Consider the following 14,706-nt stretch of genomic DNA (forward strand, 5'->3'; position numbering starts at 1 on the left):
TCCATCTTTCTTTCAATTTATCCATTTTGTAACCAGCCACTATTGCTGAATTTTGACCTTCATTCAGTACCTGAAAAAATGGCAAGTATGACTACGGATGGTCAAGCAGTAAGGGCCTGGGAAGAGCCGGTATCCATTCCCACGTATGAAGTAGGGGCGCCTGAGAAAAACCCTATGTTTCTGGAGAAACGAGTCTATCAGGGCAGCAGTGGCGTCGTTTATCCGCATGCCGTGATCGAAACCATTGCCGATACCCCGGTCGACAAGACCTATCAGGCGGTTTATCTGGAAAATGCGTACCTCAAAATCATGATCCTGCCCGAGCTGGGCGGGCGCATTCAGATGGCGTACGATAAGGTTAAACAACGGCATTTCGTCTATTATAACAGTGTCATTAAACCGGCGCTGGTGGGCCTGACTGGCCCCTGGATTTCGGGCGGTATCGAGTTCAACTGGCCGCAGCACCACCGGCCCAGCACCTTTGAACCGGTCGACTTCAGCATAGAAGAGCAGCCCGACGGCGCCAAAACGGTTTGGGTGAGTGAAGTAGAGCGTATGTTCCGCACCAAGGGGATGGCCGGTTTTACCCTATATCCTGATCAGGCGTACCTCGAAATTCGCGGGGTGTTGTACAACCGAACCCCGGTACCACAGACTTTTTTATGGTGGGCCAATCCGGCCGTACGCGTCAACGAACACTATCAATCGGTATTTCCGCCCGATGTGTATGCTGTTTTCGATCATGGCAAACGCGATGTGTCGGCTTTCCCGATTGCGAAAGGCACCTATTACAAAGTCGATTATGCGCCGGGCACCGATATATCCCGCTACGTTACCATTCCCGTACCGACGTCGTACATGGCTATTGCCTCGAAATACAACTTCATGGGTGGCTACGAGCACGACAGCCGGGGCGGCCTGCTCCACGTGGCCGACCATCACGTATCGCCCGGCAAAAAGCAGTGGACCTGGGGTAACGGTGAGTTCGGCTACGCCTGGGATCGTAACCTGACCGATACCGATGGTCCGTATATCGAGCTGATGACCGGGGTGTATACCGATAACCAGCCTGATTTCTCGTGGATCATGCCGAACGAAGAACGGCGGTTTACGCAGTATTTTATGCCCTACAGCGAAATCGGTCTCGTCAAAAACGCCACCCGGGAAGCCGCCATCAACCTCGAGATTGAAGCGGGCAACGTCTATCTGAAAGCCTACGCTACGGCTTTGTATCCCGACGCTGTTGTCCGGCTAACGCAGGAAGGAGCGCCGGTTTTTGAACATACCGTAACCATATCGCCCGAGCGGCCTTTCCTGCATACGCTGGCCCTGTCCGTTAATCAGCCGGAAACCCTCCGGCTGAGCCTGGAAACCGCCGACGGCACCGAACTGGTTGCGTACCAGCCCGACGCGCCCGTCGAGAACGAGATTCCCAAACCGGCCGAAGCCGCCCGACAACCGCAGGAGATCGACAGTAATGAGCAGCTGTACCTGACCGGTCTGCACATTGAGCAGTATCGGCATGCCACCTACACAGCCACCGACTATTACGAAGAAGCCCTGCGCCGGGATGCTGCCGATGTGCGCTGTAACAACGCGATGGGGCTCTGGAATTATAAACGCGGGCAGTTTTCGCAGGCCGAGCCGTACTTCCGCCGGGCGGTGCAGACCCTGACGCAGCGCAACCCCAACCCGTACGACGGCGAACCGTACTACAACCTGGGCCTGTGTCTGCTCATGCTGAACCGACCCGACGAAGCGTATGACGCTTTTTTCAAGGCAACCTGGAACGGCGCCTGGCAGGATACTAGCTACCTCGAACTGGCCCGTATAGCCACCCACCGGAAGCAGTACCGGCAGGCGCTCGAGCTGGTTGATAAGTCGCTGATCCGCAACGGACACGGTCACCAGGCGCGGCATCTGAAGGCGGCTCTGCTCCGGAAACTGAACCGGCTGAACGAGGCCCGGCAGGCCAACGCCGACGCCCTGCAGCTGGATGCGTTCAACTTCGGGTGCGGGTATGAACAGGTGCTGCTTGGACAAACAGACGGGTCCGGCCTGAACGCACGGATGCGGCAGTATGTACACAATTACCTGGAATACGCCATCGACTATATGCGCGCCGGGCTGTATGACGAAGCCATTGGGTTATTGATGGAAGCCGTTCAGAACAACCGGCCAACGTACGCCCTGGTTTATTACTTCCTGGCCTACTGCCGGGCGCAGCAGGGACAGACCGACGCCGTAGCCGACTGGCTGCAGCAGGGCGCACAGGCGAGTCCAAACTTTGTTTTTCCGAACCGGCTCGAAGAGCTTGTGGTGCTGACCTGGGCCGTTGAGCAGCAGCCGACCGATGCCTTTGCCCACTATTACCTCGGAAACTTCTGGTATGCCAACCGGCAGTATAACAACGCCATTGCCCACTGGGAGCAGGCCGCAACGCTGAATCCAGCCTTTCCCACGGTTTTCCGGAACCTGTCGCTGGCTTATCATAACAAACGGCAAAATCCGGAAAAGGCCCTTCAGGTGCTGGAAAAGGCCTTTGCGCTCGACCCAGCCGACGCGCGCGTGCTGATGGAGCTGGATCAACTTTACCGGAAGCAGCAGGTGCCGCATAACCGGCGGCTGGCGTTGCTGGAGCAGCATCTGCCTCAGACAGAACAGCGCGACGACCTGTATCTGGAGCGGGTTACGCTGTACAACCAGCTGGGGCAGCACGAAAAAGCCCGGACCCTACTCGCCAGTCGTCAGTTTCATCCGTGGGAGGGGGGAGAAGGTAAAGTTGTTCGGCAGTACCTGATCTGTCATATCGAACTGGCTAAACAGGCGCTGCAGGCTGGTCACTACGAGCAGGCGCTGACCCTGCTGACGGCCGCCGAAACCTACCCGCCCAACCTGGGTGAAGGAAAACTGTACGGCGTGCCAGAGAACGATATTTTTTATCTGAAAGGGCGGGCCTATCAGGGACTGCATGATTCGCAGCGGGCTCAGTCGTATTTTGAACGGGCAACCCAGGGGCTGAGCGAGCCGGTGCAGGCTGTTTTTTACAACGACCCCCAGCCCGACACTATTTTTTATCAGGGACTGGCCTGGAGCGCGCTGAACCAGCCCGAGCGGGCCGAGCGGCTGTTTCGGCGGTTGATTCAGTTTGGTGAGGCTCACCTCAACGACACCATACGGCTCGATTACTTTGCCGTCTCGCTACCCGACCTGCTGGTGTTCGATGCTGACCTGAACGAGCGCAACCGGATTCACTGCTACTACCTCATCGGACTGGGTTATCTGGGGCTGGGGAGCGCTTACGCGCAGCAGGCGCTGGATGCCTTCGATCGGGTACTGCAACTCGACCGGAACCACCAGGGCGCGGCCCTCCACCGGAAAGGGGTAGGCCAGCCGTCCGCTGTCTCTGTCTTGTAAATTCGTTAGTTGCCCATCATAGCTGATTGTAGACTGGCAGCCAGCCTATCGCTTCCATCGGAGCAGGCATGGCTGTCAGTTTTGTTTACACCTGATCGGGGACGACTGGTGGTCAGCTGCCCGCTAGGTCGTTTCTTTTCGGCGGAAATCGCGGGGGGGGATGCCCATAACTCCCGTAAACACCCGGCTGAAGTGGTAAGGGTCACTGTAGCCGACCTGATAGGCTACTTCCTTGATGCGCAGGTGGCTGTACTTCAGCAGCTGACAGGCTTTCTGCATTTTGAGGTAGGTGAAGAAGTTGATGGGGGCGCTCTGGACTTTCTGGCGGAACAGGGCCGAGTAATGCGAGGCCGACATATTGGCTACCCCAGCCAGCTCATCGAGGGTGAGGCTCTGGCTCAGGTGCTGCTTCATGTAGGTAATGGTCCGGCTAACGGGGTCCTGGCTGGCCGAAGCGTCCTGGTCGGGGTTGTAGACCGAGGTTTTGAAGGTGGTCAGAAAATGGGCCAGGCTGTTGTTGGCATAGACCAGACTGTCTTCGTTGAACGACATTTCTACGTGGGCGATGATGTCTTCGAACAGCGAAAACCGCTCGTCGCGGGCCAGTACGGTAACCGGCCCTGGCTCCTGTTGCAGGAAGGTCAGAAAATGGGCCGATCGGGTGCCGGTAAAATGAATCCAGTAAATAGTCCAGGGGTTAAGCTGATCGGCTCCGTAGGCGTGGGATATATCGGCAGGCAGAATGAAAAACTGATTGGCAGTAACGGCGTATTTGCTGGCGCCAGTCCGGCACCAGCCTTCGCCCTGCACGCAATAAATCAGGATATGCTGCGGGCAGCCGCTGCGCCGTTCGCGGTCGTGAAACGCAGCCTTCGGGTAGTAGCCTATGTCGGTGATGTACAGCGATTCGCAGAGCGGGTGAGCGGCCATCTGGGTCAGTACGTCGACGGGTAAACTGGCACTGCGCTGGCCGGTGAAACCTTCCTGTTTTTTGAGCATGATTGAATACGTACAGTAATTTTGTCCATCTATTTCGTAAGAATGACTATGTAAAAGTACAATATGAACTGGTATTTTTGCTACTTTATAATTGAATAGTTTATGAACGCAGCCCTTACGACCTCTTCAGCAAAGACGCACTATTCACTCGGGATCTCGTTTATTTCGGCCTTGGGCGGGTATCTGTTTGGGTTCGATTTTGCCGTCATTTCAGGCGCTCTGCCGCTGCTGAGAGGCATTTTTGGGCTAAACGCCTGGTGGGAAGGGTTCATGACCGGCTCGCTGGCGCTGGGCTGTATGGTCGGCTGCGTCGTGGCCGGAAAACTGGCCGATCAGTACGGTCGCCGACCGGCCCTGATGGTAGCTGCGGGAATCTTTGCGGCTTCGTCGGTTTGGATGGCGCTTTCCAGCAGTTTATCTATCTTTATGTTGGCCCGGTTTGTAGCTGGTATCGGCGTCGGGATGGCGTCCATGCTCAGTCCGCTCTACATAGCCGAGGTCTCGCCCGCTGAAATTCGGGGGCGCAACGTGGCCATCAACCAGCTGACGATCGTAATCGGCATCCTGATCACTAACCTGGTCAACTACGCCCTGGCCGACAATGGGCCCGATGCCTGGCGCTGGATGTTCGGTCTGGGGGCTGTGCCCTCAGTGGCGTTTCTGGTGGGGGTAATCTGGCTGCCCGAGAGTCCGCGCTGGCTGTTGCAGAATGGCCACACCGCGCGGGGTACGGCTATCCTTCAGCGCATTGGTGGCCCGGTCTTCGCCGATAAAACCGTTGCTGATGTCAACAGTGCTCCGGCCGGGCAGACCAACGTATCCCTGTCGACCCTGCTCGAACCTGGTATCCGGTCGGCGGTGGGGGTCGGTATCGGCCTGGCTATCTTTCAGCAGCTATGCGGCATCAATGTGGTATTCAACTATACATCTACCATCTTCGAAACCGTGGGGGCCAACCTGGACCGGCAGTTATTCGAGACGGTAGCAATCGGGTTGGTAAACCTGGTTTTTACCGTCGTAGCCATGTGGCAGGTCGACCGACTGGGGCGCAAGCCGTTGATGCTGACCGGCGCCATTGGGCTAACGGTGCTGTACGTCGTCATTGCGATGCTGCTGCAGAACGGCGCAACGGCGGGGCTGCTGTCAGTATTCGTGCTGCTGGCCATTGCCACCTACGCCACATCGCTGGCTCCCGTAACCTGGGTGCTGATTTCCGAGATATTCCCGAATCGGGTTCGGGGGCTGGCCTCGTCGGTAGCTATTCTGGCCCTCTGGGGGTCCTACTTCGTGCTGGTGTTTACCTTCCCTATCCTGGCCGAGACACTGGGTACGTACGGCCCGTTTTGGCTCTATGCGGCCATCTGCCTGATCGGCTTTGTGTTCGTATTGCGTAATGTTCGCGAAACCAAGGGTAAAACGCTGGAAGAGATGGAAGACGTGTTCCGGCCCCACTGACTCCGATCCGCCAGCGCTCCGCTGTATCGCCCGTTCTGTAACGTGATCCGGGCCGAACGGCACGACCCGCCGGGAAGCGCCGGGCGTGGCATACTCATGTGGTACTCATTTCGATGCTTGTTATGAAAAAGATAGGTCTGCTACTGCTGGCTGCGCTGGCTGGCGTACCCGGATTGGCTCAGGATAAACTGTCGCTGGCAGGAACCTGGGAAGTAGCTTTTGATAAAGGCGATGATGCGGGGGCTCACCGGTTTCAGAACCGGCCCTTTCCGTATAAGATGCAGCTGCCCGGTACCACCGACGAAGCCCGGCTGGGCGACTCGCTGACGCTGAAACCGGCGCTGAACCGGGAGTCGCTGTATCAGCTGGCCCGGCGCCATAGGTACGTGGGTACGGCCTGGTATCGGCGCACCGTCACCATTCCGGCAGGCTGGCAGGGTCGTCAGATCATCCTGTCGCTGGAGCGGGTGCTGTGGCAAAGCCGGGTATTTGTTGATGGGCACGAAGCCAGCGGGCAGGAAGAAAGCCTGACAACGCCCCACCGCTACGACCTGACCCGATGGCTCACACCGGGCCAGCACACCCTGCTCATCCGCATCAACAACACCCGCCAGTACGACATCAGCTATCAGAATCTGGCCCACGCTTATACCGATGGTACCCAGACCATCTGGAACGGTGCTATCGGTACGCTGGCGCTGACGGCTCACGACCCGGTTTGGATCAGCCATGTGCGTACCGATCCTGATCTGGCCGCCAAACGCGTGAAAGCGCAGGTGCAGCTGCACAACGGCAGCAGACAACCCGTATCGGGAAAAATGCAGCTGGTAGCGCGGCTGAACGGTACGGACTTACCCGTATCGGAGCAGGTGGTAAGGCTGGACACCGGTCAGCAGCAACTGACGTTTACCTACGATCTGGGCCCGGCGGCCCGGCCTTGGGATGAGTTTTCGCCCAATGTGTACCAGCTGACCACCGTCTTTGTGGCCGACGATGGCAAAAGCCGGAGCCGTTACCAGACCTCGTTCGGACTGCGTCAGCTATCGACCGACAATAGCCTGCTGCACATCAACGGACGCCGGCTGTTCCTGCGCGGCACGCTCGAATGCGCCATCTTTCCGCTGACGGGACATCCGCCCACCGATCGTGCCGGCTGGCAGAATGTGTTTGTTACCGCCCGGCAGTATGGCCTCAACCACCTGCGTTTCCATTCCTGGTGTCCGCCCGAAGCCGCTTTCGACGTAGCGGACTCGCTGGGTTTCTACCTGCAGGTCGAGTTGCCGATGTGGAGTTTACAGGTTGGGCAGGACCCCAAAGCTGACCGGTTCATCCGCAGTGAGGCCCGCCGGATCAGCCAGGAGTACGGCAACCATCCCTCGTTCTGCTTCTGGGCGATAGGAAATGAGCTGGAAGGGAGTTTTGATTTTCTGAGCCAGCTCGTGACAGATCTCAAACAAAACGATGCCCGCCATTTGTACGCCACCACAAGCTACAGCTTTCAGCCACCACACGGCAGCTGGCCCGAAGCCGTCGACGACTACTTTATAACCCAGCAAACCCGGCTGGGCTGGGTGCGCGGCCAGGGTATTTTCAACCCCCAGTCGCCTGCCTTTACCGGCGATTACTCGGCTTCGCTCAAAGGGCTACCCGTTCCGCTGGTGACGCATGAAGTTGGCCAGTACGCCATGTTCCCCAACATGGCCGAAATAGACAAGTATACGGGCGTGCTGGCACCGGTCAACCTCATGGCCATTCGCGATGACCTGGCCCGAAAAAAACTGCTTCCGCTGGCCGATTCGTATTTGAAAGCGAGCGGCCGACTGGCGGCTATCCTCTATAAGGAAGAGCTGGAGCGGATTCTGCGCACTCGGGAGGCCAGCGGCATTCAGCTACTCGATCTGCACGATTTTCCGGGTCAGGGAACGGCGGACATCGGCTTGCTGGACGCTTTCTGGGCGAGTAAAGGCATCCTCACCCCCGAGGCTTTCCGGCAGTTCTGTTCGCCCGTGGTGCCGCTGCTGCGTTTTCCTAAGGCAACTTACACCAACCGGGAAACCTTCCGCGCCACGGCCGAGCTGGCCAACTTCGGCGCCGGGCCGCTGGTTGGCATAACCCCCGAATGGACGCTGCAGGACGACGGCGGGAAGCGGCTGGCTGGTGGGCGGCTGCCCCGCAGAACGGTAGCGGTAGGGAACGGACACGATCTGGGAGCAATCGAGGTGCCCCTGTCGCGTATCAAAACCGCCCGGCGGCTTACCCTGACGTTGTCGCTGCCGGGTACGCCCTACCGCAACAGCTGGTCAATTTGGGTATATCCGGCCGAGTTGCCCGCCGAACCGGCCGATGTACTCGTAACGCAGTCGCTTTCCGAAGCTGAGCAGGCACTTCGGGCGGGCCGGAAGGTGTTGTTCAACCCCGACTATACCGCGCTGGAAGGCGTTGCTGGCAAGTTCGTACCCGTATTCTGGAGTCCGGTGCATTTCCCCGATCAGGCGGCTACCATGGGTCTCCTCTGCGACCCAAAGCATCCTGCCTTCCGGGCCTTCCCAACCGATTTCCATACCGACTGGCAGTGGTGGGATCTTTGTACAAAATCGACCAGTATGCTTTTGCCCGACAACGGCCTGACTCCATTGGTGCGGCAGATCGATAATTTTGCCAACAACCGGCAGTTGACCAGTCTGTTCGAAGCCAACGTAGCCGGGGGGCAACTGATGGTGTGTAGTTTCGATATCAGCCATGACCTGGCCAGTCGACCGGTAGCGCGGCAGCTGCGGCATAGTTTACTGACCTACATGAGCTCGTCGGCCTTTGCGCCTTCAGTAGCGCTGGAATCTGGTCAGCTGGCGTCGCTGATGCGTACCAAGAAGGCGGAGGTACCTGAAAAAGCACCTGATAAGTAGCCCGGCAAACGGGTTTGTCGGGAAGCAGGTAGGCAGCGTGTTGAACAAACGAAGCCGTGAATGGGTAGTTATAAGAGCACTCAACACCATGAAAAACCTGCTTATACTACTGACGTTGCTGCTGATGGGAGTATCAGCGTCGGCGCAAAACAAACCGGCTACTACGACGCCACCCGCTGTGGTATCGCTGGTGGAAGGCATTACGGACAAGCGTTTTCTGCCCGATACCGCCTTCGCGGCCCTGTCGGAAGAAGACCAGACGCTGCTTGCCAAAGAACCCATCGCCAACTGGGGGCTCCCGCAGGAATCAGGCCAGTACATGACTTATTACAACCTGGTGATCGGCACCCGGTCGTACCAGCTGGTGGTTACCCGGGCTCCGCGATCGTCGTACCCCACGGCTACGCTGCTACGGTTTACTACCCCCAAATCCAAGCCGGAACCTATAGCACGAGGTACACTCAGGCCGAAAGAAGAGAAGCCGAAATAAGCAGGCACTATCCCCAAACGATTCCGGAGCAGGTTGCGAAGGTCCGAACAACGCTGCTTAAACGATGTTCGAACCCTTGGTCAATCATCGTTGCCTAGTTGATCCGAACCAGGTCGATGTCGAATACCAGAATCGAGTTGCCCGGTATACCCGGCTGGTCCTGCGGGCCATAGGCCAGCGAGGGCGGCAGGTAGAGCGTAATGCTTCCGCCGGGTGCAACGAGCGGAATCCCTTCCTGCCAGCCAAGAATCAACTGGTTGAGTCCGAAACTTACACCCGAGCCACTGTCGAAGGTAGTGCCGTTGGTGAGTTTGCCGACATAATTGACCGTTACATTCGAGCAGACCGTTGGTTTGGCGCCCGACCCCGGCGACTTAACGACGTAATAAAACCCCCGTTCGTCGGCGGTGGCGTTAATCCCTTTGCTGTCGAGGAACTGTTTGAGGGCCGTTGTTTCGGTCTGGGGCGCCCGGGTAGTTACGGCTGTCGCGTCGCAAGGGGTCTGATCGTTCTGGCCACAGCTGCCAGCCAGTAGGGCAAGGGCCAACAGGGCCACGGTGTAGTTCTTCATTCGGTTGGATTGGCTCAGTAGAGCTATTCGGTTTGGTTGGTATTTGTAAGTTATCGCGTAGGGATGCCGGTCAGAAAACCAGTCTGAACGTACTGCCCTGACCCGGTACTGAATCGGCGGTGAGTTGGCCGCCGTGCAGCTGCATAATCTGCCTCGACAGGCTCAGCCCAATGCCCGACCCGGTTTTTTTGGTGGTGAAAAAAGGAATGAAAATCTGTTCGAGCGCTTCGGGTTCGATACCGGGACCATTGTCCGACACCGAAATGACGACGTGTTGCCCGTCGGGTACGGCTTCGAGCTGAATACGGGGATCTGGCGTTTTCTCCAGACTCTCGACGGCGTTCTTGATCAGGTTGATCAGTACCATTTCGATCTGGCCCAGATCGGCTTTAACGATGAGGTTCGGCGAACTTGTGCTGAACTGAATGCCCAGCTTCTGGGCATTGGGCAGCACCAGCTGCTCGATATGGCGGAGCAGCTGCCCGACCGATACTTCGTCAAGTACCGGCTGTGGAATAGAAGTGAAATGTCGATACGCATCCACGAATCGCATGATGCCCTCGCCCCGCTGCTCAATCGTCATCAGGGCATCGCGCAGGTCGGTGAGCGCCCCGGTCATGGCCGACCCCGATGCCACTTCCGGCTGATCGGTGGGATCAGGCTCCAGGGCCGGAACGAGGTCTGTCTCCACAATGTCGCGCATGGTGCCAGCCAGCGACACAATCGGTGTAATGGAATTCATGATCTCGTGGCGCAGCACTTTGGTCAGGTTTTGCCAGGCTTCGAGTTCGCGTTGCTGCAGCTCGGTGCCGATGTTCTGCAGCGACACGACCGTTACCAGCCGCCCGCGCAGCCGAACCGATGTGCAGCGTACCGATAGCTCGTTGCCATTGCCGGGCTGGTAGACTACCGGTGCCGACGACTGCGTTTCGGAACGGAGTATGGTAACCAGATCCGGGTGGCTGGCGTTGAGGTCGGAGAGGGTGCGTAGCCGATAGATGCCCAGCAGCCGCAGGGCCGTCTGGTTCGTTAGCTCAACCTGACCGGCTGCATCGAAGGTAAGCAGCCCTACGCTGACGTGCTGAACAATGGTATTGACGTAATGCAGGTTCGCTTCTTTCTCGGCCCGTGCCTGCCGGAAGGCGCCCAGCACTTCATTGAACTGATCGTTGAGGCTATGAAAGGTAGGGCCCAGATCGCTGTCGGCCCGGAACGCCACCGCAAAGTCGGAGTACCGGACCGATTCCAGAAAGCGCGTTAACTTCCGGTTCAGGCCCGTCGTATAATGGTATAGGTTGACCGCCAGGACGAAGGCCGGAAACAGCAGGAGCGTCAGCCAGAACGAGTTCGCCTGCTGCCAATACAGCGTGACGATCGTGCCGGTGACGATCACGATGCCCGCAATACGCCAGCCAATGCCGAGGGCGAACCGGTTCATAATGGCTTACCCGATCCAGCTGAATTGATACTCGAGCGTCGGCACTTTGGTGCGTTCGGCAATCCGGCGCAGCCGGGCGGGCAGGGCCATCAGGTAGTCGCGGGCGCGCTGACCGGCATCGTTGAGGTCCGTCACGTTGGCAATGTTCCAGTCGGTCAGCAACGAGTCGGCAATATCGATGTAGTCGTGGGTGGTGTATACCCCCAGGCGCTGGGCCGCGTCGGAGAAGTGGCTGAACGTCTGGCCGATCTTTACGCCGGTTTCGCGCAGGAAATGGGCGGGCATCACGATTTTCTTGCGCATCATGTCCTCGAACGCCAGCATCATTTCTGACGGGTCTACGTCGAAGATCTGACCCACAAACGCCTTATACGCTTTGGCATGGCGCATTTCGTCAGACGCGATAACTCCGCATATTTTAGAGAGCTGGGGGCAGCCAGCCTGCTTGGCCAGGGTAGCGGTCCGGCGGTGCGAGACGTTGGTAGCCAGCTCCTGAAACGAGGTGTAAACAAAGTTGCGGTAGGGATCGCGGCCGGTACCGATGTCGAATCCGTCGGCAATCAGGTACTGGGTCGATACCTCCATCGCGCGCATGTTGACCCGGCCCGACAGATACAGAAACTTGTTGAGCAGGTCGCCGTGGCGGTTTTCCTCGGCCGTCCAGCCCCTGATCCACTGGGTCCAGTTTTCGGCTTTTCCCTGCTCGACGCCCTCCATCCCCATCAGCCACGACTCGTAGGTAGGCAGGGCTTCTTCAGTAATGGTGTCGCCAATCAGCACGGCTACGTAATCGTACGACAATTCGCGGGCGCTTTCGCGCAGTTGCCTGATATCATCCAGAAACGACTCTTTCGTGGCATCGGGCAGCAGATCGGCCGGTTGCCAGTTGGTTTCGATGGGTTTGAGGTAATCGCCGAGGAGCGTATCGATTTTTTCGCCCACGAAGCGCATGACTTCAATACGGGAGCCGGACAGTGTCATTGGGGAGGTCACGATATATCGGGGTAAGGGGTACTGGCTTACGCTTGTTTACCGAATCGGAAGGCAGTAACCGCTGTGAAGATTAGGTTAAATAAAAAGACAAAGTACGTTTAAAACGCGCGATCGTTCTATTGAATTCCACCTTTTATCTATGCGTAGCGACCTACGTTGCTAAATTTGGTCCAAAATGCATGTTCAGAACGAGTCTGTTCTGGTCGGGTGGTATGAAAAAACTTCTGGATTATGTGCTGAGCAGTGTCTATCTGCTCTATTTCGGGTTGGTCCTGCTGGTCTTCCATGTGCTTCAGGTTGGCGCGTTTCACCTGTTCGGCAAGTCGGCCCACAAGACGGTCGTCGACTGGCTGAACGCCAGTATTGCATTTGGGTGGTACCTGACCGGCTCCCGTATCCGGTTTAGCGACGTGAGTCACCTGCCCACCGACCGGCCCATCATTTTCGTAGCCAACCACCAGAGCATGTTCGATATTTCGCCGATGATCTGGTTTCTGCGTCGCCACACGCCCATTTTCGTGTCGAAGAAAGAGCTGGCCCACGGTATTCCCAGCATCTCGTACAACCTGCGCCGGAGCGGGGCCGCCCTCATCGATCGGAAAGATCCCAAGCAGGCCATCACCGAAATTGCCCGCCTGGCTAAACACATCCAGCAGACCAGCCACTCGGTGGTTATCTACCCCGAAGGAACCCGGTCGGCATCGGGCCAGATGCGGCCGTTTGCTACGGGTGGCATGGCGGTGCTGCTCAAACGGGCTCCTGCTTCGCTCGTAGTACCCATCGCCATTCGCGGTACGGGTCATTTTAACCCCACCGGCATCTTTCCGCTCCGGTCGTTCTCGCGGCTGTCGTGGACGGTGCTGCCCGCCATAGAGCCCGCCGGTAAATCGGTCGATGAAGTGGTTCGCCAGGCCGAAGAGGCTATTGCCCACGAGCTGAACGTAGCCGTACCCGGCACCCGGACGGGCGCTATCGACTGAGCTGGTTACAGGCCGAACTTCTCCAGCCGCCGGTACAGCGCCTGTCGCGACAGCCCCAGCTCCCGGGCCACATCGGTGATGCTCCCCTGGTATTTCAGCATGGCCTGCTGAATGGCTTTACGTTCCAGATCTTCCAGCTGCAGGGTTTCACTGACGGGCGAGGAGGCCGACGTACTTTTTCGGAACACAAAATCGCCCGGTTCGAGGGTAGCCCCTGCCGACAGGATGACGGCCCGCTCAACGGCATGTTGCAGCTCGCGCACGTTACCCGGCCAGCCGTACTGTTTCATCTCGGTCAGCAGCGCCGGACTCAGGCCCGTTACCGGCCGGTTATACTGTTTGGCATACTGTCTGACGAAATGTTCGGCCAGCGGTTTGATGTCGTCGGGGCGCTGGCGGAGGGGGGGCAGGGCCAGCTCGATGGTGTTGATGCGATAAAGTAAATCCTGCCGGAAGGTTTTCTCGGCTACGCGTTCGCTGAGGTCGGCGTTGGTCGCGCAGATCAGCCGCACATCGACCGGTCGGCCTTTGTTGCTGCCCACGCGGGTCACCTGCCGCTGTTGCAGAACGGTGAGCAGACGGGCCTGCTGCGACGGCGTCAGGTTGCCGATCTCGTCGAGAAAAATGGTGCCGCCTGCCGCTTCTTCAAACCGCCCGGCCCGGTCGTCGCGGGCATCGGTAAACGCCCCTTTAACGTGACCAAACAGTTCGCTTTCGAACAGACTTTCGGTCAGGGCGCCTACATCGACGCTGACAAACGGCTTGTTGTGGCGGTTCGACTGTTCGTGGATAGCCCGCGCAATCAGGTCTTTACCGGTGCCGTTTTCGCCCAGAATCAGTACGTTGGCATCGGTAGGAGCCACCCGCTCAACGGTGTCGAGAACAGGGCGCATGGCCGTTCCGATGATCGACGCGGCTTTACCGGCAGCCGGGCTACCTCCCGGGCCCGACCGGCTCCCGCGGTTGGCTCCGGGGCGGCCCGACGATTTGCCGACATCGCTGGATGAGCTATCATCGTCGGGTCGGTTGATGGCCGCCCGGATCGTTTCGAGAAATTTGTCGTTCTGCCAGGGTTTGAGTACGAAGTCGACCGCTCCGGCTTTCATGGCCCGTACGGCCATGTCGACATCGCCATAGGCCGTAAAAAGCACCACCCGCGCCTGCGGGTCGATATCCAGAATCCGCTCGAGCCAGGCAAATCCTTCGCGGCCACTGCTGACGTCGCGCTGGAAATTCATGTCGAGTACAATGGCATCATAGTGGTTGTTGTTGAGCAGGAAGGGTAGTTTTTCGGGGTTTTTCTCGATATCTACCGTACCCAGATGTCGTTTGAGCAGCAGCCGGGCCGCCAGCAACACATCCGGATCGTCGTCTACGACTAGGAGTTTAGCAGTTTGCATAGACCAAAGATAGGGTGATGAGGTATTTCGTTGCTTACTTTGGGAAAAAACGCTTACGGG

Annotated in this window: 10 protein-coding genes; 5 read left to right on the plus strand and 5 right to left on the minus strand. The window is 58.1% G+C overall.

What is annotated here, in order from left to right; all coding sequences use genetic code 11:
- Positions 1-87: 87 nt before the first annotated feature.
- Positions 88-3,417, plus strand: a complete 3,330-nt coding sequence (locus tag FBR45_RS18525; RefSeq protein WP_212748636.1) for a DUF5107 domain-containing protein — start codon at positions 88-90, stop codon at positions 3,415-3,417.
- 123 nt (positions 3,418-3,540) lie between these two features.
- Here FBR45_RS18525 and FBR45_RS18530 read toward each other — a convergent pair whose 3' ends face one another.
- A complete protein-coding gene (locus tag FBR45_RS18530; protein WP_138505019.1) occupies positions 3,541-4,416 on the minus strand; it encodes an AraC family transcriptional regulator in 876 nt (291 codons plus the stop codon).
- 102 nt (positions 4,417-4,518) lie between these two features.
- Between FBR45_RS18530 and FBR45_RS18535 the strand changes: the two genes are divergently transcribed.
- From FBR45_RS18535 to FBR45_RS18545, 3 genes are all read left to right on the plus strand, one after another.
- A complete protein-coding gene (locus FBR45_RS18535) occupies positions 4,519-5,871 on the plus strand; it encodes a sugar porter family MFS transporter (RefSeq protein WP_138505021.1) in 1,353 nt (450 codons plus the stop codon).
- Positions 5,872-5,993: 122 nt separating this feature from the next.
- Positions 5,994-8,774, plus strand: a complete 2,781-nt coding sequence (locus FBR45_RS18540; RefSeq protein WP_138505023.1) for a sugar-binding domain-containing protein — start codon at positions 5,994-5,996, stop codon at positions 8,772-8,774.
- Between the two features lie 88 nt (positions 8,775-8,862).
- A complete protein-coding gene (locus FBR45_RS18545) occupies positions 8,863-9,264 on the plus strand; it encodes a hypothetical protein (RefSeq protein ID WP_138505025.1) in 402 nt (133 codons plus the stop codon).
- 94 nt (positions 9,265-9,358) lie between these two features.
- Here FBR45_RS18545 and FBR45_RS18550 read toward each other — a convergent pair whose 3' ends face one another.
- The 3 genes from FBR45_RS18550 to FBR45_RS18560 all read right to left on the minus strand — a co-directional run bounded on the left by FBR45_RS18550 (position 9,359) and on the right by FBR45_RS18560 (position 12,254).
- Positions 9,359-9,835 carry an FKBP-type peptidyl-prolyl cis-trans isomerase gene (locus FBR45_RS18550; protein ID WP_138505027.1) on the minus strand — a complete coding sequence of 159 codons (477 nt, stop codon included), beginning with the start codon at positions 9,833-9,835 and terminating at the stop codon, positions 9,359-9,361.
- 70 nt (positions 9,836-9,905) lie between these two features.
- Positions 9,906-11,273: a sensor histidine kinase gene (locus tag FBR45_RS18555; protein WP_138505029.1), complete on the minus strand. Its 1,368-nt coding sequence runs from the start codon at positions 11,271-11,273 to the stop codon at positions 9,906-9,908.
- 6 nt (positions 11,274-11,279) lie between these two features.
- On the minus strand, positions 11,280-12,254 hold the full coding sequence (locus tag FBR45_RS18560; RefSeq protein WP_236648877.1) for an acyl-ACP desaturase: 975 nt from the start codon (positions 12,252-12,254) through the stop codon (positions 11,280-11,282).
- A 224-nt stretch (positions 12,255-12,478) separates the two neighbouring features.
- On the opposite strand from FBR45_RS18560, the gene FBR45_RS18565 reads away from it, so the two are divergent.
- Positions 12,479-13,246: a lysophospholipid acyltransferase family protein gene (locus FBR45_RS18565; RefSeq protein WP_138505353.1), complete on the plus strand. Its 768-nt coding sequence runs from the start codon at positions 12,479-12,481 to the stop codon at positions 13,244-13,246.
- 5 nt (positions 13,247-13,251) lie between these two features.
- Here the strand turns inward: FBR45_RS18565 and FBR45_RS18570 are convergent, their stop codons facing one another.
- Positions 13,252-14,646, minus strand: a complete 1,395-nt coding sequence (locus FBR45_RS18570; protein ID WP_138505031.1) for a sigma-54-dependent transcriptional regulator — start codon at positions 14,644-14,646, stop codon at positions 13,252-13,254.
- Between the last annotated feature and the right edge of the window lie 60 nt (positions 14,647-14,706).

The organism is Spirosoma lacussanchae (assembly GCF_005870035.1).
Lineage (GTDB): Bacteria > Bacteroidota > Bacteroidia > Cytophagales > Spirosomataceae > Spirosoma > Spirosoma lacussanchae.

What these genes read in the sequence shown, in the direction of transcription:
- FBR45_RS18525 (WP_212748636.1), top strand. Translation starts at nt 88, where the DNA reads ATGACTACGGATGGTCAAGCAGTAAGGGCCTGGGAAGAGCCGGTATCC.
- FBR45_RS18530 (WP_138505019.1), bottom strand. Translation starts at nt 4,416, where the DNA reads ATGCTCAAAAAACAGGAAGGTTTCACCGGCCAGCGCAGTGCCAGTTTA.
- FBR45_RS18535 (WP_138505021.1), top strand. Translation starts at nt 4,519, where the DNA reads ATGAACGCAGCCCTTACGACCTCTTCAGCAAAGACGCACTATTCACTC.
- FBR45_RS18540 (WP_138505023.1), top strand. Translation starts at nt 5,994, where the DNA reads ATGAAAAAGATAGGTCTGCTACTGCTGGCTGCGCTGGCTGGCGTACCC.
- FBR45_RS18545 (WP_138505025.1), top strand. Translation starts at nt 8,863, where the DNA reads ATGAAAAACCTGCTTATACTACTGACGTTGCTGCTGATGGGAGTATCA.
- FBR45_RS18550 (WP_138505027.1), bottom strand. Translation starts at nt 9,835, where the DNA reads ATGAAGAACTACACCGTGGCCCTGTTGGCCCTTGCCCTACTGGCTGGC.
- FBR45_RS18555 (WP_138505029.1), bottom strand. Translation starts at nt 11,273, where the DNA reads ATGAACCGGTTCGCCCTCGGCATTGGCTGGCGTATTGCGGGCATCGTG.
- FBR45_RS18560 (WP_236648877.1), bottom strand. Translation starts at nt 12,254, where the DNA reads ATGACACTGTCCGGCTCCCGTATTGAAGTCATGCGCTTCGTGGGCGAA.
- FBR45_RS18565 (WP_138505353.1), top strand. Translation starts at nt 12,479, where the DNA reads ATGAAAAAACTTCTGGATTATGTGCTGAGCAGTGTCTATCTGCTCTAT.
- FBR45_RS18570 (WP_138505031.1), bottom strand. Translation starts at nt 14,646, where the DNA reads ATGCAAACTGCTAAACTCCTAGTCGTAGACGACGATCCGGATGTGTTG.